This is a genomic window from Streptomyces sp. NPDC046805, assembly GCF_040645355.1.
Taxonomy (GTDB): Bacteria; Actinomycetota; Actinomycetes; order Streptomycetales; family Streptomycetaceae; genus Streptomyces.
This window is the reverse complement of sequence record NZ_JBEYYC010000010.1, coordinates 104,580-124,821: the sequence shown is the minus strand read 5'-3', so window position 1 is coordinate 124,821 and position 20,242 is coordinate 104,580. Positions and strand designations below refer to the sequence as shown.

Here is a 20,242-nt window from a genome sequence, read left to right as displayed (position 1 = left end):
TTCACTTATCGCTCCGAACGCGAGAAAATCGGAGGGTGACCGTCACGCAGCTCAGCACCTTCGTGCTGGTTGCCCGGCTCGGTTCGGTGGGCGCCGCGGCGCGGGCTCTGGACGTGAGCGAGTCCGCGGTGTCGCAGGCGCTCGCCGCGCTGCGGACCCATTTCGGCGATCCGCTCATCCGGCGCACCGGCGGTGGTGGGATGCGTCTGACGCCCGCCGGGGCGCGGCTGCTTCCGGTCGCATCGCGCATGGTCGCACTGAGCGCGGATGCCGAGGCCGCGGTGCGGGCGGCACGGGGTGCGCCCGACGAACTGCGGGTCGTCGCCACGAGCACGCTGGCCGAGTTCGTGCTCCCGTCGCTCGTGGAGGCCTTCGCCTGCCGCTCGGGCCGCAGGACCGAGACCTCGTTCGGGGTGGCCTCCGGCAACGAGATTCGGGTGCTGGTGGAGAACCGGCTGGCCGACGTCGCGCTCGGGCCGTATCTCGGCGCGGCCCGCGGGGGCGAACTGCTCAGCGAGCCGCTGTTCCGCACCCAGCTGGTCGTGGTGACCGGCGCCAGGTCGCCGCGGCCGCCCGGTCCGCCGCCGCGGTGGTCGTGGCTGGTCGACTCCTCCGGGACGGATCCGGACGCGGACTCCGGGCGGCTGCTGCGCCGGCTCGGCGTGGCCGAGGAGCATGTGTGGGTCTTCCCCAACCAGGCCGCGACCTGGGCGGCAGCCGCCGAGGGCGCGGGGGTGGCACCGGCGTTGGCCCATCTGGTGTCGCCCCGCATCCTGCGTGACGAGCTGCGCATCCTGGAGACTCCGGCCACGCCGTCGGACGCCACGTGGCACGCCACCGTCCTGCAGCCGGAGCATCGTTCCCCGGCCACCGACGCGTTCCTGCACTTCCTGCGCACGCCCGCGGCGACCCGCGTCATGCGCGCGCCCGGTGCGGGCGTCCCGCCCTCCCGGTTCCGGCCCCCGGTGCACGTCACGCTCTGGGGCGCGTGAGAGGGCAGGCCCTCCCCTGTTGACGTAGCGGCGCGTCCGGCATCTCCGTCGCCCTCACCCGAGCAGCGTGCGCCGAGGGGTCGAGTTGCCGAAACAACAGGCCTGGATTGTCATGGTTTGGGGGTTGAGGTCGACCCTGTGTGAGCCGGATTCCCTCACGTACTCCTTGGAGTGGTTCTACGTGGCCGTAGTGGCGATCGTCGGTGCCGGAGTGATCGGGATCTCCTGGGCACGACTGTTCGGTGCGGCCGGCTGGCAGGTGCGCGTGAGCGACCCCCGGTCCGATCTGCGGGAGGTGCTGGACCAGCATCTCGCCGGACTTCCGGTGACCGCGACCGCCGATCTGGCGGAGGCCGCCTCGGGCGCGGATTTCGTGCAGGAGTCCGGGCCGGAGCGGATCCCGGTCAAGGAGGAGATGTTCGCGACCCTCGCCGCTCACACGCGCGACGACGTGGTGCTGGCGTCCTCCTCGTCGTCACTGCTGCCGTCCGTCATCGCCAAGGGCAACCCGGCGGCCGACCGCATCCTGATCGGCCACCCGTTCAACCCCCCGGAGCTCATGCCCCTGGTGGAGGTGGTGCCCGGGCCGGAGACGTCCGCGCGGTCGGTCGACCGGGCGATGGAGGTCTACCGAGAGCTGGGCAAGCTGCCGATCCGGCTCAAGAAGGAGATCCCTGGGTTCGTCGGCAACCGTCTTCAGAAGGTCTTCAACGATCAGGCCACCTACCTCGTCCAGCAGGGCGTGATCGACGTGGCGGACCTCGACGATCTGGTCCGTGCGTCGCTCGGCCTGCGGTACGCCACGATCGGGCCGTTCCAGAGCGGCGTCCTCGGCGGCGGCCCGGAAGGAATGCGGCACCTCGTGACGCACGTCGCCTCCCAGATGACCTTCGAGGTCGGCGAGCCGGACCCGGCCGACATGGGCAGCGTGCTCGACGAGGTCGAGCAGACCTACGGCACCGGCGAGGCGGCCTACGAGCGGCTGGCCGAACTCCGCGACGGCCGCACACGCGCCGTCCTCGAGCCGCTGGGCTGGCCGGAGCCTCCGGCCACGCCCGGCGAAGGGCAGTGACCGGCGGTCCCCCTCCGTCTCGTCGGGACGAACTCGCCAAGTGGCCCGGAGGAAGGTGACGACTGTGTGGAAGGAAGTGCTCGCGCTGCAGGTCGTACCGGGAAAAGTGCTGCGGGTGAGCCTTCCGGACGGCCGGGTCGAGACCCTCGTCGAGGACGCGGGGGCCTTCCCGGACGGCGTGGTCGTGGAGTCCGGAACGGTCTACTGGACCACCATGGGCGAACCCCTCGCCGACCCCGCCAAGCCGGGCGAAGCCGGATGGGACTTCTCCCGGCGCAACGGCGGCGTGCACGCGTGGGACCTCGACGGCGGCGCGCCGCGTGCGGTGGTCCCCGTCGGGGCGATCACGACCGGCAAGCAGCTGACCTCCGACGGCGCCGGAATGCTGTACTGGGGCGACCGCGAGGGCCACCGGGTCAGCAGGGTCCGCGTGGACGGCAGCGGCCTGACCGACCTCGTCGTGAACCCGCCCGAGGAGGGCGTCATGGGCGAGTGCGTCGGCGTGGCGGTGGATGCCGCCCGGGGCCACCTGTACTGGACCCAGAAGGGACCGGCCAAGGGCGGCAAGGGCCGTGTCTTCCGTGCCGGTCTGGAGATTCCGCCCGGCGAGAGTGCCGGGAACCGTTCGGACATCGAGGTTCCGTGGAGCGGGCTGCCCGAGCCGATCGATCTGCACGTCGAGGGCGACTGGCTGTACTGGACCGACCGCGGCGCTCCGCCCAGGGGCAACACGCTCAACCGGGCCCCCCTTCCGGCGGCCGGCGAGCCGGGGGGCACCCCCGAGATCCTCGCCGACGGCTTCGAGGAGGCGATCGGCCTCGCCGTGGACGGCGAGGCGGGCGTCGCCTATGTCTCCGACCTCGGCGGCCATATCCGCGCGGTCCCGCTGCCCGGCAGTACCGCGGCGGGCGGGGAACAGCGCGACATGGCCGCACTCCCCCACAGCCTGACTGGCCTGGCGGGCCCGAGCAGTCTCGACTAGGCGCCCGCACGGGTGTCTCCGCACACGGAACACGGACTGATCCACGGCGAACTCGGAAGGAACGCAGCACATGAGCGCGACGCAAGGCACACCGCAGGGCATGGGCGAGGGGATTCTGGGCGCCGTGGGCCCGGCCGGGAACGGGCAGGTGGTACAGCCGCCGGTGCTGGGCGGCCCGGAACACTCCGACTACTACCTGCTCGGGGAGCTCCTCACGGACGAGCAGCAGGAACTGCGGCACAAGGTCCGGGAGTTCATGGACCGGGAGGTCATCCCGATCATCAATCCCTACTGGGAGCGCGCCGAGTTCCCGCACGAGCTGGTGCCCAAGCTGGCGGAGCTGGGCATCGCCGGCTTCCAGATCCCCGGCTACGGCAGCCCGGGGATGAGCAACCTGACGGCCGGGATCGTGATCCTGGAGCTGGCCCGAGGCGACCTGAGCATGTCCACGTTCATGGGCGTCCACTCGGCCCTGGCCATGGCCTCCATCGCCCTGTTGGGCTCGGAGGAGCAGAAGCAGCGGTTCCTGCCCCCGATGGCGCGGATGGAGAAGATCGGTGCCTTCGGCCTGACCGAGCCCGCGCACGGCACGGACGTGGTCAAGCTCCAGACGGAAGCCCGCCGGGACGGCGACTCGTACGTGCTGAACGGGTACAAGCGGTGGATCGGCAACGCCACCTTCGCCGACTACGTGATCATCTGGGCCCGCGGAGACGACGGCCACGTGGGCGGCTACATCGTCGAGAAGGGCACACCCGGGTTCGACGCCAAGGCCATCACCGGCAAGACGGCCCTGCGCTGCGTGCAGAACGCCCAGATCTCCATGAAGGACGTCCGGGTACCGGCCGAGAACAAGCTGGAGAACGCCCGCACCTTCCGCGACACCGAGAAGGTCCTGCTGGCCTCGCGCTACTGCGTGGCGTGGGAGTCGATCGGCGCGGCCATCGCGGGGTACGAGACCGCCCTGGCGTACGCCAAGGAGCGCAAGCAGTTCGGGATGCCGCTGGCATCCTTCCAGCTCATCCAGTACCGGCTGGCGCGGATGCTGGCGGACATCACCGACATGGTGTGCATGCAGGTCCGGCTCGCCCAGCTGATGGACGAGGGCAAGTACTCGATGCCGCGGGTCTCCCTGGCCAAGATGCACTACACCGACCGCGCGCGGGCCATCCTGTCCGACGCCCGCGACATGCTCGGCGGCAACGGGATCGTCCTCGACTACCACGTGGCCCGGCACACATGCGACATCGAGGCCATCGACACCTACGAGGGCACCGACACCGTGCAGGCGCTGATCGTCGGCCGCGACATCACCGGATACAACGCCTTCGCACCCGCGCCGCCGACGCCGGCCCACCACTGACCCGGCGCCCGCGCGACGGCGCCGCCGGTCGGCCGGGGGCGGCCCGGGGCGCCGCGCGGGGCCTGCCGAGAAAGGATCCGTCATGGCGGACACGTACCTGCTGGAGGGGCTCCACGTCGTGGACCTCGCCAGCTTCATCGCCGGTCCCGCCGCGGCCGTGATGCTCGGTGACTTCGGCGCCGACGTCGTCAAGGTCGAACCGCCCCACACCGGCGACGCCTACCGCGCCCTGAGCCGCGTCCCTCCCAACCCCCGCGTCGACGGGATCAACTACCCCTGGCAGCTCGACAACCGCAACAAGCGCAGCATCGCCCTCAACCTCAAGTCGCCCGGCGCCAGGCCGGTGTTGGAGCGCCTGGTGAAGTGGGCCGACGTGCTGATCAGCAACTTCCCGCCCCGCACCCGGGCCAAGCTGGGCCTGGACTACGACGACCTGGCGCCCCTCAACCCCCGGCTGGTCTACGCCGATGTCACCGGCTTCGGCGAGGAAGGCCCGGACGCCCACCTCCCTGGCTTCGACGTGACCGCGTACTGGGCGCGCAGTGGCCTGATGGACTACACACGCCAGCGCGACGGGGCGCCCGCGATGCCGGCGTTCGGATCGGGCGACCACCCGACGGCGGTCACCCTGTACGCCGGCATCATGACCGCGCTGTACCGGCGGGAGAAGACCGGCGAGGGCTCGCGCGTCTCGGCGTCGCTGATCGCCGAGGGCGCCTGGGCGGCGAGCATGTGGGTGCAGGCCGCGCTCGTCGGCGGCAACGCCCCCCGCCCGGCCGACCGGGCCGACCCGCCGAACGCGCTCGCCAGCGCCTACCGCACGGCGGACGACCGCTGGCTGCTGCTGGCCTTCGCCAACGAGGACAAGCAGGTCCCCCTGTTCCTCCAGGCCATCGGCCACCCCGAGGCGGCCCGGAACCCGGACTACGCCGACACCCCGAGCCGCCGCGCCCACGCGGCAGAGATCGCCGGCCTGCTCGACAAGACGTTCGCGACCCGGACCCTCGCCGAATGGCGGGAGCTGTTCGACGCCGCCGGTCTCACCTACGGAGTCGCCCAGACCATCGACGAGTTCGCCCGCGACCCCCAGCTCGCGGCCAACCGGATCGTCGTCCCCATCGAGGACGGCAGCGCCGGGCCGCACCTGACCGTCGACAGCCCCGTACGACTGGACCAGGAGCGGAAGGTCCCGCCACGCCCCGCCCCCGACCTGGGCGAGCACACCGACGCGGTGCTCCGCGACCTCGGCTACGACGATGCCGCGATCACTGACCTGCGCGGCGCGGAAGTGGTCGGCTGAGGACACGTCCGCCCAGGCACGACACAGGGGGCAGCGAAAGGAAGCAGCATCATGACCGAAGCCACCGGCACCCCGGCGGTGCGCACCGAGGAACGCGACGGCGTCTTCGTGATCACCATCGACCGGCCTCAGGCCCGCAACGCCATCGACGGTGCCACGGCGCGCGCGCTGGCCGCCACCGTCGACGAACTGGACGCGCGCGACGACCTCGTGGTCGGCGTCCTCACCGGAGCGAACGGCGTCTTCAGCGCCGGAATGGACCTCAAGGCCCGCGCGCAAGGCGACACCCCCATCATCGAGGGCCGCGGGTTCGCGGGCATCACCCGCATGGAGATCAAGACCCCGCTCATCGCCGCCGTCGAGGGCTACGCGCTGGGCGGCGGCACGGAGATGGCCCTCGCCTGCGACATGATCGTCGCCGCCCGGAACGCGACCTTCGGCCAGCCCGAGGTCCACTGGGGCATCGTGGCCCCCGAAGGGGGCATGATCCGCCTCCCCGAGCGCATCCCCCGCAACATCGCCCTGGAGCTCCTGCTCACCGGCGACACGCTGCCCGCCCCCCGGGCTGAACAGCTCGGCCTCGTCAACCACCTCACCGAACCCGGCGAGGCACTCACCCAGGCCCTGGAGCTCGCCCACCGTGTCGCCCAGAACGCACCGCTCGCCATCGCCGCCGTCAAACGCGTCGTCAACGAGCGCACCGCCTTCCGCGACAAGGACGCCTTGCGCGATCAGGACCAGTACGTCGAACCCGTACTCACCTCCCTGGACGCGATGGAAGGCCCCCGCGCCTTCGCGGAGAAGCGCCCACCCCACTGGCAGGGCCGCTGACACATCCCACGGCCCCGGCGGATCCCGACGGTTCCACGTCGCGGGGCCGCCGGTAGTGCGTACGGGGGCCTTGGACGTCCCGGCCCACCCCTGAGGTCCGCCCGGCGTCCGTCACCGACGGCGAACGGTGCGCGCGCGTTCCGGCACTCCGGACGGCATCAACTGGACAATTTCCGGGGCCTGTTCAGAGGGGAAGCGCCCCGACCTGCTCGCGTGCGCCGTCGAAGAGCATGCGGGCGCGCCGGCGCCGGAACTCGCCGCCGAGACGGTCGAGGTAGCGGCGTCCGGGCTCGGAGCGCTCGACGAGGAGCGTCGAGGCGAGGTTCTTGGCGACGACGCCCGGCACCGCCCACGGCAACGTCACGGGAAGGTTCAGGTCCTCCAGGCCCTCCTTGCCCAGGAAGTACCTCAGCATGCTGAGCAGGCGGGCCCGTGCGTACCACGCGCGCAGCGAGGTCAGCCGGCCGCGGTCCAGGTGCCGTTCCCCGTCGACGAGCGCCGCCGCCAGGGCACCACCGGCAGGTGTCTGGCCGTCCTGGGCCACCAGCACGTGGTAGTTGAAGACGTTCTGCTCGCGCTCGGTGTCGAAGAGCCAGTCCTCGTTCACTCCCAGAAGCCATCCGACGTACTTCCACAGGTGCATGACGGCCAGGGAGTCCTCGGCGCTCACGCGCCACCCGAGGAAGCGGGCGCCCAGGAGCAGCGTGCTGTTGAACAGCCCCAGCGTGCCGGCCTGGTCGGCCTGGTTGATCGGCAGCCCCCACCGGTCCACGTCCCAGCGGCCGTTGGTCTCGAAGCGGTCGTTGATCAGTGCGTGCATCGCGCGCACGTGAACGGTGAGCTTGAACCCCTCCCCGTCCCGCCGCATCGCACCCTGCTTGACGACCGCGTGCGTCCACGTCTCGGTCTCTCCGAGCCGCCTCATGGCCGTCGAGCCCGACAGGCCGCCCGTGGCGACCAGCAGATCGGGGGGTCCGCCGTACCGGTAGCCGCCGATCAGGGACAGCTGCAACAGCACGTCCCCCGCGGTACGTCCCATCCGCCGCACCACGCCGGCGCCCCGTTCGATCAGGTCGAAGTCGACCCAGGCCGGCACCTCGTCGACCGCCGCGAAGAACCGCACCAGCGCGGCCGGCGCGTCGGGTACGGCCTCGATTCCCTCGTCGAGCGCCTTCCTGAACTGGGCCATGGTGACGCGGTCGGCCCCGGCGGTGTCGCCCGCGCGCATGGCGTGCACAAGGTCCGCGCCCGGTTCGTCACGGGCGTACATGCGCCGGCCGATCAGGTCGAGCAGATCTTCGTCGATGTGCTCGACGCGGGCTATGCGTCGCAGCACTTTGCCTATGCGCAGACTCCGCTCCGGAGCGCCACGGAAGCGCCGCGGGTAAGGGGAGGCCTCTCGCTCGTCTTGTGCCTGGACTGGAATCACGCTTGGATGCTGACACGACTAATTACTCGCGTTCAATTCGCTTTCCGGGAGCGGCTGATGACCTCCGGCTCGCAGCGTGCGACCAGACGGACACCCCGGCAGGACCGCTCCCGCGCCATGGTCGAACGGATTCTCGCGGCGGGTCGCGAGGTCCTCCTGGAGCGGGGATACGAGCGCACCAGCACCAGTCGTATCGCCGCCAGGGCCGGGATCAGTCCGGGATCTCTGTACCAGTACTTCCCGAACAAGGAAGCAATTCTGGGCCGGGTGCTCGCTCGCTATGTCGAACAACTGCAGCATCGCATCACCGACGCGTTTGTGTCCCACCTCGATGCCACCGACAGCGTGCGCCGCACGATCGAAGCGCTGCTGGACGCCCTCGAGACCGACGCCACCCTGCTCCGCGTGGTCTACGAGCAGCCGTCGCGTTCCGCCGACCCGCAACGGGCCGACTTCGTCCGGCGTATCGACGACCTGGTCACCACGGCGCTCCTGTTCCAGCGTCGCCCCGCCGGGAGGCCGGTGGATTCGATCGCCTGGGTCCTCGTGCGCACTATCGAGTCCGTGACGGTCAACTTCGTCCTCGATCCCCCGCGGATCGACCGCGAGTCGATCGTCGACGAACTCACCCGGCTCATCGAGGGCTATCTCGCCGTCTCCTCCGCTCAGGCGCAGGCGGTGTCCGGCGCACAGTCCAGCACGGCCGTCGACACCGTGCCGGCCATGCGCAGCTCGATGATGTCGCGGACGGTGGGCCACTCGTCGTCGAGGATCGAGTAGAACGCGGTGCTGCGGACGACGCCGTCCAGTCCGCGGGAGTGCGCCCGGCGGACGCCTTCGCAGGTGGCACCGAGCCGCTCGATCGCGGCGCGCGAGCGCAGATTGCGGGCGTCGGCGCGGAAGGAGATCCGGCGGACGCCCCAGGTCTCGAAGGCATGCCGCAGCATCAGCAGCTTCGCCTCGGTGTTGATGCCGGTGCCCTGGGCACGGGGCGCGAGCCAGGTGTTGCCGATCTCGGCGGCGTCGGGCACCGCGGTGACCGGGTCGCCGTACGGGACGCCCGGAACGGGGGGCCAGACCATCGGGCCCTGCCAGTAGTCGAGCTCCAGGAAGCGGGTGGCGCCGACCACCCGTCCGTCCGCGGCGCCGACGATGGCGAAGGGCAGTATCCGGCCCGCCGCCTGCTCGGCGAGCGCACGGTCGACATAGCCGTGGGCCGCATCCAGGCCGTGCGGGACGGGGGTGAAGGCGTAGGTCGTACGGTCCTCGGCTCCCGCCTCGGCGAGGGCCTCGGCGTGGTGGGGAGCGAGGGGCTCGAGCCGCGTCTTGCGACCGGTGAGAACAACGGGTGCGGGCACAGGGCATTCGGTCCTTCGTGCAATGGGGGGGGGTCCGCCACCGACGCCCCGGTGCGATGGCGGTGGTTCAGCATGCGTGGCCGACATGGTCCAGTGGGGAAAGGCCAAGCAAAGAAGAGCGGTCGCCAATATGACATGAAGGACATTCGGGGCGAGCCTGTGCAGCTCCGGCTGCGCGCCGTACGCCGTCCCACCGATGGAGCCGGTTCATCTTTTGGAGCCGGTTGATCACTTCTGCGGTGATCTCACACGGGGCGCCGGTGTGGCAGGTCAGAGGACCGCTGTCCCGCCCGTACAACTCGGTCATGATCAATCGATTCGTGCGGCGCGGGGCACCCACGCTCGCCCTCCTCCCCCTCCTCCCCCTCCTCCTCGCCGGAACGGCCGCGGCGCCGCCGGGCTCCACCCCGGCCGCGCGCACCCCCGTCCAGCTCCTCGCCCTCAACGACCTGCACGGCAACCTCCTCCCGGTGGACGGCGCGGCCGGCCGTATCACGCACCGGGGGCCTGCCATCCAGGCCGGCGGCCTGCCCCAGATGGCCACGCTCCTGGACGAGGCCCGCGCCGGACAGCGCAACAGTCTCACCGTCGCGGCCGGTGACATGATCGGCCGCAGTCCGCTGCTGTCGGCGCTCTTCCACGACGAGCCGACGGTCCACGCCCTCGAACAGCTGGGGCTCACCGCCACCTCGGTCGGCAACCACGAGTTCGACGAGGGCCCGCAGGAGCTCAAGCGCATCGTCCAGGGAGGCTGCCACCCTAAGGACGGCTGCGCCCCGGGCGACCCGTACGACGGGGCGGACTTCGCCTATCTCGCCGCCAACGTGACCGAACGCGGCAGCGCGACCCCGCTGCTGCGGCCGTACACCGTCCGGATCCTGCCCAACGGACAGAAGATCGGATTCATCGGGCTCGTGACCAAGAACGCCCCCAGCGCGATCAACGCCTCCATGGTCCGGGACATCGAGTTCCACGACGAGGTTCCCGTCATCGAGCGATACTCTCGGGAGCTGACCCAGCAGGGTGTGCGCGCCCAGGTCGTCCTCATCCACGAGGGGGAGGCGGTCCACGGTCAGGCCGACGGGCACTGCGACGACGGCGGCCCCGGCGCCCGGCTGGAGGGGCGCATCAAGGACATCGCCCAGAAGGCGGCGCCGGCGGTCGACCTGATCGTCAGCGGCCACTCCCACTCCTCCTACGAGTGCACGGTGAACGACCCCGAAGGCCGCCGGCGCCTCGTCACCCAGGCCGACTCCTTCGGCCGGTCCTTCACCGACCTGCGCTTCGACCTCGACCTCACCGGCGACGTGGTGCGTGACTCGGTGCGGGCGCAGTACCGCCCGGTCCCCGTCGGCACCCCGCAGCAGCCGGCCATGGCCAGGCTCGTCGACACCTGGCGGGCCCGCTCCGAAGACGTGGCGAACCAGGTCGTCGGCCACATCTCGGCCGACTTCGCGGGCAGAGGTTCCTCCCACCGCTCGGCAGGGCTGGGACAACCTAGGCCATGAGATCGGAGCAGGATCCCGTGACCGCTCGCGCCAACCCGGCACTGAACAGCACCGGCAGGGCCCGGACCGCTCCCAGCGGTCCGGGCCCTGCCCGCTGTGCACCCCCGCACCACGCCTCCGGCGTGCGCGCCGCCCCGCTCCCCCGCAGGCTGGTGGGAGCGGCTGCGAGGAGGTGGCGTAGCGATGCCGGTGTGGCGGATGAGGGACTTCCACGACGACGACCTGGACCAGGCCATTCAGCTCTGGGACCAGAACGGGATGGACGCCCGGGCGATGCCCGTGTTCCCGATCTCCGAGGTCATCGCCGCGGCGCGCGCCGGGCAGCCCGCGGTGGTGGCGGTCGTGGGTGACGAGCTCGTGGGCGTGGCGGTCGCGAGGGCCGACGGGGACCGGGCGTGGGTGCTGCTGGTGGCGCTGGCGGCGGGCTGGCGGCAGCGCGGGATCGGCAGTGACCTGCTCGCCGAGCTGGAGCGGCGCCTGCGGGCCATGGGGGTACGGCGTATCAGCGCGCTGCTTCCCGCGGAGGCCGCCGGAACGGCCGCGCTGCAGAACGCGGGTTACCGGGCGCGGGACGGGCTGGTCTTCTACGAGACGATGGACCACGTACCCGCGGCCGATGCGGGGCTGCTCGACACACTCGGCGGACGCGTACTGCCGGACGGGTTGTGGGGGTCCATGGCCGGTATGGAGCGCGAGAAGGAGATCGTCGAGCGGCGGATCGTCCTGCCGTTGAAGGAGACGGAGCTGGTCGAGCGCTACGGGGTCGTGCCGCCCAAGGCGGTGATCCTCTTCGGGCCGCCCGGTACGGGCAAGACCAGCTTCGCCAAAGCGGTCGCGTCCCGCCTGGGCTGGCCGTTCGTCGAGCTGTTCCCCTCGCGTCTGGCTGCCGCCGGTGGTCCGGCGGGGCTGGCCACGGCGCTTCGGGAGGCGTTCGCCGACATCGTCGCCCTGGAATCGGTGGTGCTGTTCATCGACGAGGTCGAGGAGATCGCAAGCGAACGGTCGGGAATGGCCGCCGACCCCGGGCACATGGTGACCAATGAGCTGCTGAAGCTGATTCCCGGCTTCCGCCAGCACGACGAGCACCTGATGGTCTGCGCGACGAACTCGGTGCGCTCGCTGGACCCGGCGTTCCTGCGCCCTGGCCGCTTCGACTACCTGCTCCCGATCGGGCCGCCGGACGCCACCGCCCGTGCCGCGATCTGGCAACGGTATCTGGGCCCGGCCGCCGAGTCGGTCGACGTCACACGCCTGGTGGAGGCGAGCGAGCTGTTCACACCTGCGGACATCGAGTTCGCCGCACGCAAGGGAGCGCAGGCGGCCTTCGAGCACGAAGTGGTGCACCGGGGAGGCCGACCGGCAAGCACGGAGGACTTCCTCGTCGCCATCCGCGAGATCCGGCCGACCCTCACCGACGCGATGATCCGGGACTTCGAAGAGGACATGGAGCTGTACACCCGGATGTGAAGCCCCGCGTGCCCGCCTGCCCACCTGCCCTCGTCCGCCGCGACCGGCCGCGACCGGCCGCGACCGCTGAGCTACCCTTCAACGATCCTCCGTGACGCTGCGGTTCGGCCTTCAGAGGGGTGCGGATGACGACAACTGCCCGGCTGCGGGCCTTCGTTGCGCTGGCAGAGACCGGGTCCGTGAAGGTGGCGGCACAGCGTCTGGTGGTGACGGAGTCCGCCGTGTCCGCGGCCGTCTCCGCCCTCACCCGGGAGGTCGGCGTCCCGCTGGTGGAGCGGGTGGGACGGGGCGTGTGCCTCACGGCGTCCGGGCAGACGTACGCCGGCTACGCCCGCACCATCCTCGGCCTGCACGACGAGGCGCTGACCGCCGCGCGGGGCGACGTCGATCCGGAACGGGGACGGGTGCGGGTCGCCGCGGTGACGACCGCGGGGGAACACGTCATGCCCGCCGTGATCGCGGGCTTCCTGGCGCGCCATCCCAAGGTGGACCTGAGGCTGGAGGTCGGCACGAGCGAGCGGGTGTGGGGGCTCCTCTCGGCCCACCAGACCGACCTCGTGATCGCCGGACGGCCACCGCACGGCCTCGCCGCCGACGTCGTGACGCGGGCCGTCCGCCCCAACGAGCTGGTGGTCGTCGTGGCCTCCGGGCTCGCCGAGGACTTCGATCCCGGCTCGACCACCTGGCTGCTGCGCGAGGCCGGCTCGGGAACCCGCGTCACCTGCGAGATCCTGCTGGCCGGCCTCGAGGTCGACCCGCCACGGCTGACACTGGGCTCCAACGGCGCGGTGGTGGCCGGAGCGGTGGCCGGACTCGGGGCGACCCTCGTCTCCCGGGACGCGGTCGCCCCGCACCTGGCCACGGGTGACCTGGTCGAGGTGGCGGTCCCGGACACCCCGCTGCACCGGCCGTGGCACGCGGTGACCCATGCCCGCACGTCCGCGAGCACCCGCCTGCTCCTCGGACACCTGCTGCACGACACGGCCGGTGCCACCGCGACGGCCGACTGGCGCCTGCCACGCCCCGGTTCCCCTCGGTCCGACGCCCCGAGGCCCGATACCCCGCGGTCCGACGCCCCGAGGCCCGATACCCCGCGGTCCGATGCCCCGAGGCCCGGTGCTGCCCGGCCCTCCTCCCCCCGGCCCGCTTCCCCCGCGCTTTCCACCCAGCGGGGGGCGAGCCCGGGCACGCCGCAGGCCTAGGGTCCCCATCGGAACACCGCTCCGTACGCGCCCGTCCGCACCACCCCGACCACGTGCGGGGCGGTCGTTCCGCCAAGCCCCGCCCCGGAGCCGGCCCGACACCGGCCGGGGCCGGCGTGCGAACCGCCCCCACGGGAAGGAGCGTGACGTCCATGGCCGACCTGGCCCGCACCGCCGCCGAGATGGTGGCCCCCGGAAAGGGAGTCCTCGCCGCGGACGAGAGCATCGCGACGATGTCCGCCCGCCTGGAGAAGGCCGGCGTCGCGCCGACCGAGGAACACCGCCGCGCCTACCGGGAGTTGCTCGTCACCACTCCCGGTCTCGCGCGCGGGGTGAGCGGAGTGATCCTGTGTGACGAGACCTTCCGCCAGTGCGTCTCCGACGGGCGTAGCTTCCCCGACGCCATGGCGCGGCTCGGGCTGTTGCCCGGCATCAAGGTGGACACCGGTGCCAGGCCGCTGGCCGGTGCGCCCGGCGAGACGGTGACCGAGGGGCTGGACGGACTGCGGGAGCGGCTGGCCGAGTACGCCGCGCTCGGCGCGCGCTTCGCCAAGTGGCGTGCGGTCATCTCGATCGGGCCGGAGACCAGGTACGGCACCGGGACGGAGACCGACACCGGGGCGGGCGCCGGGCTGCCGTCCCGGTGGAAGGTGCGGGCCGACGCCCATGCCCTCGCGCGGTACGCGGCGCTGTGCCAGGAGGCGGGCATCGTGCCGATCGTGGAGCCAGAGGTCCTCATGGAGGGCTCGCACGGCACGGCCCGCTGCGCGGCGGTCACGTCCGAGGTGCTGGACGAGGTGTTCGCCGAGCTGGCCTCGGCCGGGGTGGAGCTCGACGGCGTCGTGCTGAAGCCGAACATGGTGGTGCCCGGACGGGAGTCCTCCGAGACCGTCACGCCCGACGAGGTCGCGCGGGCCACGGTGACGGTGCTGCGCGCCGCGGTGGACGAGAGGGTCGCGGGGATCGCGTTCCTGTCCGGTGGGCAGCGGGCCGCGCGGGCCACCGCCAACCTCGCCGCGATGCGGCGGTTCGAGACGCCGTGGCCGCTCACGTTCTCCTTCGGGCGGGGTCTCGTCGACCCGGCGCTGACCGCGTGGCGGGGCGATCCCGCGCGGGTGGCGGACGGTCAACGGGCGCTCGCCCACCGGGTGGCGTGCAACACGGCCGCCCTCACCGGCACGTACACCGACGCTCTGGAGACGGCGCATGCGGCCTGACGGATCCCCTCGCTCCGCGCGGCCGCAAGGGGTCGTCGTCTTCGACGTCGACGGCACGCTCGTCGACAGCGAGCGGGACGGCCACCGGATCGCGTTCGACGCGGCGTTCGCCGCCGCGGGGCTGCCGTACCGGTGGAGCGTCGAGGCGTACGGCCGCCTGCTGACGATCACCGGCGGGCGCCGGCGCATCGCCACGTTCCTGGAACGACAGGGGTACGGCTCGGACGAGGCGGCGGCGCTCGCGGACGTGCTGCACGCGGACAAGACGGCACGGTTCCGGGCGATGGTCGAGCAGGGGCGCGTCCCGGCCCGTCCGGGCGTGCCCGAGCTGATCGCCGAGTTGATGGACGCGGGGGTCACGCTCGCCGTCGCCACGACCGGCACCCGGGAGTGGGTCGAGCCGCTCCTGGAGCGGCTGTTCGGGGCGGGCACCTTCGCGGAGGTGGTCACCGGCACCGAGGTCCCGGCGCTCAAGCCGGACCCGTCCGTCTACCGGGAGGTGCTGGAGCGGCTCGGCGTCAGCCCAGCCGAGGCGCTCGCCGTCGAGGACTCGGCGAACGGCCTGACCGCGGCGCTCGGCGCAGGGCTGCGCTGCGTCGTGGTGACGAACGACTACACCCGCGGCCAGGACTTCACCGGAGCGCTGAGGGCGTACGACGACTTCAACGACCCTCGCGCGTCCGCTCTGTTGCGGCGGCACGCCGCGATGCCCACCGCCCTCACCGCGAGGGGACCTTGGCGATGACCGTCGTGCCGTGGTCGGGGTGGGACCACACCTCCAGCCGGCCGCCGACGAGTTCCGCCCGCTCGGCCATGCTGCCCATGCCGTATCCGTTGCCGTTCTGGTTCCCGGGCGGCGCCGCGCCGGTGTCGAAGCCGCACCCGTCGTCGAACACCCGCAGCGACATCTCGGCGCCGTCGGCGTGCAGTTCAAGCCGGACCTGGGTGGCCCGCGCGTGCTTGACGACGTTCTGCAGCGCCTCCTGGGCGATGCGATAGAGGGCGATCTCCACATGGTCGGGCAGGCTGCACTCCTCGACGTCGACGGTGACCTCGACGGCCGCGATCGACCGGGCCAGGCTGGTCAGGGCGTCGGCGAGCCCCAGGTCGTCCAGGACCGGCGGGCGCAGATCGTTGATCGCCGCCCGCGCCTCGTCCAGCGTGAGGCCGGTGAGCCGGCGTGCGTGCACGAGTTGTTCGGCGGTGAAGTCCGCGTCGTCGGCGAGCGCATCGGCCGCGGCGTCGAGGTGGAAGCGCAGGCTGAACAGCCGCTGGGCGATGCCGTCATGGATGTCGGAGGCCAGCCGCCGCCGCTCGACCTCCTGGGCGGCGATGATCTGCTCGGCGAAACGCTCCAGCGCGCGCTCGCGGGCGGCCAGTCTGCGGTGCAGGCGCGCCTGGTGCATCGCTCCGGCGACGAGGCTGCCGATCGAGGTGAGCAGCCGTACGTCCCGGTCGGTGAACGCGCGGCGGTCGCGCGTGTGCACGTTGAGGATGCCGACGAACCCACCGGGGCTGCTGGCCATGGGCACCGAGAGCATGGACGTGTAGTCCCGGCCGCGCAGTTGGGGGAAGTAGCGGTAGCGCGGATCGTCCTCCTTGTGGTCCGTGATGACGACCGGCTCCCGGTGGCTGGCCACCCAGCCGCTCACGCCCTCGCCGATCGGCAGCCGGATGCGGCCGACCTCCCGGTCGAACGGCGGTGTCGCGCCCGTGAGCACGAGGGACTCGCCGGTGTCGTCGAGGACGTGCACGAAGCACACGTCGGTGGCGGTCGCCTCCGAGATGAGCCCGGCGACGTTCGCCGCCAACGGACCCAGCTCCGGGCCCGCGGAGATGGCCTCGATGATGCCCACCAGCAGCGCGTTCTCGCGCTTCGGGTCGGCGAGTCCCAGGCCGTGCCCGGTCACGCGGTCACCACGACCACGAGGGCCGCCCCGCTCACCGGTAGATCCCCTCACGGAGGGCCGCCGCGACCGCGGCCGCCCGGTCGTTCACCTCCAACTTGCGGTAGATGGAGGCCACATGGCTCTTCACCGTCTCCCCGCCCAGGACGAGCCGGCCCGCGATCGCGCGGTTGGACAGCCCGGCGACCAGCAGCGAGAGGACCTCGCTCTCCCGCTGGGTGAGGCCGAGCGCCGCACCGGGCCAGAACTCGCCCGCCTGCAGCCGCGCGGCGGAGGCGGCCGCCCGGCCGGCCATGGTCGGATCGACCACCACCTCTCCCGCGGCCGCCCGCTCGACGTGCCTTACCAGCTCCTCGCCGCCCATCCACTTGAGCAGATAGCCGACCGCCCCGGCGCGCAGCGCCTGGTACAGGTACTGCTCGTCGTCGTACGCGCTGAGCAGCACGACCTTCCTCGAAGGCTCGGCCTCGACGAGCCGCCGGCACAGATCCAGGCCGCTGGCGCGGCCGCGCAGCCGTACGTCGGACACCACGATGTCGGGATCGAACGCCGCGACCACGCGCTCCGCCTCGTCCGCATCGGCGGACTGGCCCACCACGCGCACGCGCCGCGTGAACCGCGCGAGCAGGGTCTTGAGTCCCTCGAGCACCATCTCGTGGTCGTCGACCAGCACGACCCGCAGCGGTCGTTCTTCCATGCGGTCACCATAACGTCGGGATTTGATCACCGGAATCCCCTGAGCTCTCCCCCGGCGGGGGGAACCGGCCGCGCGCTCACCTGCCTACCGTCGTCCGCAACACCCAAGACAGGAGGCCCTGATGGCGTCGACCACATCGCCCCCGCGCATCGTGCCGTCCGTCCTGCCCGCCGACTTCTCACGACTCGGAGAGGAATGCCGGCTGCTGGAACGGGCCGGGGTGGACCGTATCCAATGGGACGTCATGGACGGTGTGTTCGTACCCAACATGACCATGGGCCCGGACGTCATCGCGTCGGTGCGCCCCCTGGTGGACCTCGGGTTCGAGGCGCACCTGATGGTCATGGAGCCGGACCGGATGCTACGGCACTGGGTCGACGCGGGCTGCGAGACGGTCATCGTCCACGCCGAGGCCACCCCGCATCTGCACCGCACGCTCGACGCCGTACGGGAGTTGGGCGCCCGTGCGGGCGTGGCGGTCAATCCGGCGACCCCGCTGAGCGCCGTGGAGCACGTGCTCGACCTCGTCGACCTGCTCCTCGTCATGACGGTCAACCCCGGCTGGGGCGGCCAGAGTTATCTGTCGTCCATGGAGCCCAAGATCGCCGCTGCGCGCGAACTCATCGGGCGTACCGGGCGGGAGATCGAGCTGGAGGTCGACGGCGGGATCGGCCGCGGCACCATCGCCGACGCCGCTCGCGCCGGCGCCACCACCTTCTGCGCCGGCAGCGCGCTGTTTCGCGAGCGGGGCCGCCTCGCCGAGGAAGTGGACGCGCTGCGCGCGCTGGCCGCGGACGCGGCGCCGGGAAGCGGACAGGACCCGCAACCCGAGAACCCCGGCAGGGAGGCCGCATGAGCGTGTCCGGAGACAGGCTGCTCACCACACCGGCCGCTCCCGTGCCGGCCGACCTCGCGCCCGCCCCGGACGACCTCGACGCCCAGGCGGTGGCGACGGTCCGGCTGCTGGCCGCCGATGCCGTGGAAGCGGCGAACAGCGGGCACCCCGGGCTGCCGATGGGTGCCGCCGTCCCCGCGTGGGTGCTGTGGTCGCGCTTCCTGCGGCACGACCCGGCCGACCCCGGCTGGCCGGACCGCGACCGGTTCGTGCTGTCCGCCGGCCACGGGTCGATGCTGCTGTACGCACTGCTCCATATGTTCGGCTACGACCTGCCGTTGGACGAGCTGCGCCGCTTCCGCCAGTGGGGATCGGCGACGCCGGGGCATCCCGAGTACGGCCACACGCCCGGTGTGGAGACCACCACCGGTCCGCTCGGCCAGGGGCTGGCCAACGCCGTGGGGATGGCGCTCGCCGAGCGCATGCTCGCCGCCCGCTCCAACACCGAGAAGCACACGGTCGTCGGACACCGCACGTGGGTGCTCGCGGGCGACGGCGACCTCATGGAGGGCATCAGCCACGAGGCGGCCTCGCTCGCCGGGCACCTGGAGCTGGGGCGGCTCGTCGTCGTCTACGACGACAACGACATCACCATCGACGGCCCGGCCCGGCAGTCGTGCCGGGACGACGTGCTCGGACGGTTCGCCGCGTACGGCTGGCAGACGCTGCGGGTGGACGACGGCAACGACGTCGACGCGGTGACGGCGGCGCTCGACGCGGCGGTCGCCGACGAGACGCGGCCCAGCCTCATCGCCGTACGGACGACGATCGGGTACGGCGCACCGACGGTCGCCGGCACGAGCGCGGCCCACGGCGCACCGCTCGGCGAGGCCGAACTGGCGGCCACGCGGGCGCGGTTCGGCCGGCCGGACGAGTCGTTCCATGTGCCTGCCGCCGTCGCGGAGTACTGCCGTCGGCTGGCGCGTGAGGGACATTCGGACCGGATCTCCTGGGAGCACGACCGGGCACGTTGGGCCGAGGCTCACCCCGAACTGGCCGCGGAGTGGGACCCGCTGGTGTCGGCACGGCCCCCGTCCGAACTCGCCTCCCTGCTCCCGGTGTTCGAGCCGGGCACGGCGATGGCGACGCGCAAGGCGTCGGGCGCCGTGCTGGCCGCGGTCGGGCCGGCGTACCCGGCGCTGGTCGGCGGCTCGGCGGACCTCGCGGCCTCGACGAACACGACGATCCCCGGGGTCGGCGACGTCGGACCGGGGGCGTACGACGGCCGCACCCTGCACTTCGGGATCCGTGAGCACGCCATGGGTGCGGTGCTCAACGGGCTTGCCCTGCATGGGGGGTTGCGGCCGTACGGCAGCACCTTCCTGGTGTTCTCGGACTACATGCGTCCCCCGGTGCGGCTGGCCGCGCTCATGGGGCTGCCGGTGGTGTTCGTCTTCACGCACGACTCCATCGCGGTCGGGGAGGACGGGCCCACGCATCAGCCGGTCGAGCAGCTGGAGTCGCTGCGGCTCGTGCCGGGGCTGGCGGTGCTGCGCCCCGGCGATGCCAACGAGACCGCGGCCTGCTGGCAGGTGGCGCTGGAGCGGCGCGACGGTCCGACGGCGCTGGTGCTCACCCGCCAGGACCTCCCGGTGCTGGAGCCGGCGAACGCGAGCGAGCTCGCCCGGCACGGGTGCCGGGTCGTGCGCGACACCTCGGGGGCGCCCGACGTCGTGCTGCTCGCGACCGGCTCGGAGGTGGCCCTCGCGTGCGCGGCCGCCGAGGAGCTCGCCGGGCGCAACATCACCGCCCGTGTCGTGTCGGTGCCGTGGCGCGAGCGCTTCGAGGAGGCACTGGGCGGCGAGCCCGGACTGCTGCCCGACTGCCCGGCGGTGTGGCTGGAGGCCGGTGTGCCGCACGGGTGGCGGGCCCTGGCCCGGCCCGGCGACCGGACCATCGGGCTCGACCGGTTCGGCGCCAGCGCGCCCGGACCGGTCGTGTACGGCGCACTCGGCTTCACCGTGCGCGCGGTCGTCGACGCCGCGCTGGGCGGCATCCGTGACAAGGCGTAAGGGGAGGAGC

Annotated in this window: 18 protein-coding genes; 14 read left to right on the top strand and 4 right to left on the bottom strand. The window is 72.3% G+C overall.

Annotation, left to right across the window (positions count from 1 at the left end):
* The first annotated feature begins 35 nt into the window (after positions 1–35).
* From ABZ910_RS13600 to ABZ910_RS13575, 6 genes are all read left to right on the top strand, one after another.
* Positions 36–992 carry a LysR family transcriptional regulator gene (locus ABZ910_RS13600; protein ID WP_361363151.1) on the top strand — a complete coding sequence of 319 codons (957 nt, stop codon included), beginning with the start codon at positions 36–38 and terminating at the stop codon, positions 990–992.
* A gap of 124 nt (positions 993–1,116) precedes the next feature.
* Positions 1,117–2,064: a 3-hydroxyacyl-CoA dehydrogenase NAD-binding domain-containing protein gene (locus ABZ910_RS13595; RefSeq protein ID WP_361363148.1), complete on the top strand. Its 948-nt coding sequence runs from the start codon at positions 1,117–1,119 to the stop codon at positions 2,062–2,064.
* Positions 2,065–2,128: 64 nt separating this feature from the next.
* Positions 2,129–3,046: a hypothetical protein gene (locus tag ABZ910_RS13590; RefSeq protein WP_361363145.1), complete on the top strand. Its 918-nt coding sequence runs from the start codon at positions 2,129–2,131 to the stop codon at positions 3,044–3,046.
* A gap of 70 nt (positions 3,047–3,116) precedes the next feature.
* Positions 3,117–4,409, top strand: coding sequence for an acyl-CoA dehydrogenase family protein (locus tag ABZ910_RS13585; protein WP_361363142.1), 1,293 nt, complete (start codon positions 3,117–3,119; stop codon positions 4,407–4,409).
* 82 nt (positions 4,410–4,491) lie between these two features.
* On the top strand, positions 4,492–5,709 hold the full coding sequence (locus ABZ910_RS13580) for a CoA transferase (protein WP_361363139.1): 1,218 nt from the start codon (positions 4,492–4,494) through the stop codon (positions 5,707–5,709).
* Between the two features lie 51 nt (positions 5,710–5,760).
* Complete coding sequence (locus ABZ910_RS13575) at positions 5,761–6,540, top strand: crotonase/enoyl-CoA hydratase family protein (RefSeq protein WP_361363136.1); 780 nt, start codon at positions 5,761–5,763, stop codon at positions 6,538–6,540.
* 184 nt (positions 6,541–6,724) lie between these two features.
* Here ABZ910_RS13575 and ABZ910_RS13570 read toward each other — a convergent pair whose 3' ends face one another.
* A complete protein-coding gene (locus ABZ910_RS13570) occupies positions 6,725–7,876 on the bottom strand; it encodes an oxygenase MpaB family protein (RefSeq protein ID WP_361363133.1) in 1,152 nt (383 codons plus the stop codon).
* 150 nt (positions 7,877–8,026) lie between these two features.
* On the opposite strand from ABZ910_RS13570, the gene ABZ910_RS13565 reads away from it, so the two are divergent.
* Complete coding sequence (locus ABZ910_RS13565; protein WP_361363130.1) at positions 8,027–8,749, top strand: TetR/AcrR family transcriptional regulator; 723 nt, start codon at positions 8,027–8,029, stop codon at positions 8,747–8,749.
* On the opposite strand, the gene ABZ910_RS13560 is transcribed toward ABZ910_RS13565, so the two are convergent.
* Positions 8,635–9,327 (bottom strand): GNAT family protein, encoded by a 693-nt coding sequence (locus ABZ910_RS13560; protein WP_361363127.1) that lies wholly within the window; start codon positions 9,325–9,327, stop codon positions 8,635–8,637. The two genes, ABZ910_RS13565 and ABZ910_RS13560, sit on opposite strands and share 115 nt — an antisense overlap.
* A gap of 305 nt (positions 9,328–9,632) precedes the next feature.
* Here ABZ910_RS13560 and ABZ910_RS13555 point away from each other — a divergent pair, with 305 nt between their 5' ends.
* From ABZ910_RS13555 to ABZ910_RS13535, 5 genes are all read left to right on the top strand, one after another.
* Positions 9,633–10,835, top strand: a complete 1,203-nt coding sequence (locus ABZ910_RS13555; RefSeq protein WP_361363124.1) for a metallophosphoesterase — start codon at positions 9,633–9,635, stop codon at positions 10,833–10,835.
* A 183-nt stretch (positions 10,836–11,018) separates the two neighbouring features.
* Positions 11,019–12,302 carry a GNAT family N-acetyltransferase gene (locus ABZ910_RS13550; protein ID WP_361363121.1) on the top strand — a complete coding sequence of 428 codons (1,284 nt, stop codon included), beginning with the start codon at positions 11,019–11,021 and terminating at the stop codon, positions 12,300–12,302.
* Positions 12,303–12,427: 125 nt separating this feature from the next.
* Positions 12,428–13,504, top strand: coding sequence for a LysR family transcriptional regulator (locus tag ABZ910_RS13545; protein ID WP_361363118.1), 1,077 nt, complete (start codon positions 12,428–12,430; stop codon positions 13,502–13,504).
* A 152-nt stretch (positions 13,505–13,656) separates the two neighbouring features.
* Positions 13,657–14,721, top strand: coding sequence for a class I fructose-bisphosphate aldolase (locus ABZ910_RS13540; protein ID WP_361363115.1), 1,065 nt, complete (start codon positions 13,657–13,659; stop codon positions 14,719–14,721).
* Positions 14,711–15,466, top strand: a complete 756-nt coding sequence (locus ABZ910_RS13535; protein ID WP_361363112.1) for an HAD-IA family hydrolase — start codon at positions 14,711–14,713, stop codon at positions 15,464–15,466. The genes ABZ910_RS13540 and ABZ910_RS13535 overlap by 11 nt, the downstream gene beginning before the upstream one ends.
* On the opposite strand, the gene ABZ910_RS13530 is transcribed toward ABZ910_RS13535, so the two are convergent.
* Together ABZ910_RS13530 and ABZ910_RS13525 are read right to left on the bottom strand one after the other, a co-directional pair.
* Positions 15,441–16,631, bottom strand: a complete 1,191-nt coding sequence (locus ABZ910_RS13530) for a GAF domain-containing sensor histidine kinase (protein WP_361363109.1) — start codon at positions 16,629–16,631, stop codon at positions 15,441–15,443. The genes ABZ910_RS13535 and ABZ910_RS13530 overlap by 26 nt on opposite strands.
* 31 nt (positions 16,632–16,662) lie before the next feature.
* Positions 16,663–17,325, bottom strand: a complete 663-nt coding sequence (locus ABZ910_RS13525) for a response regulator transcription factor (protein WP_361363106.1) — start codon at positions 17,323–17,325, stop codon at positions 16,663–16,665.
* Between the two features lie 121 nt (positions 17,326–17,446).
* Between ABZ910_RS13525 and rpe the strand changes: the two genes are divergently transcribed.
* Together rpe and tkt are read left to right on the top strand one after the other, a co-directional pair.
* The gene (rpe, locus tag ABZ910_RS13520; RefSeq protein ID WP_361363104.1) at positions 17,447–18,181 is read left to right on the top strand and encodes a ribulose-phosphate 3-epimerase; all 735 of its coding nucleotides are present in this window, start codon (positions 17,447–17,449) and stop codon (positions 18,179–18,181) included.
* Complete coding sequence (tkt, locus tag ABZ910_RS13515) at positions 18,178–20,232, top strand: transketolase (protein ID WP_361363102.1); 2,055 nt, start codon at positions 18,178–18,180, stop codon at positions 20,230–20,232. The genes rpe and tkt overlap by 4 nt, the downstream gene beginning before the upstream one ends.
* Positions 20,233–20,242: the final 10 nt, after the last annotated feature.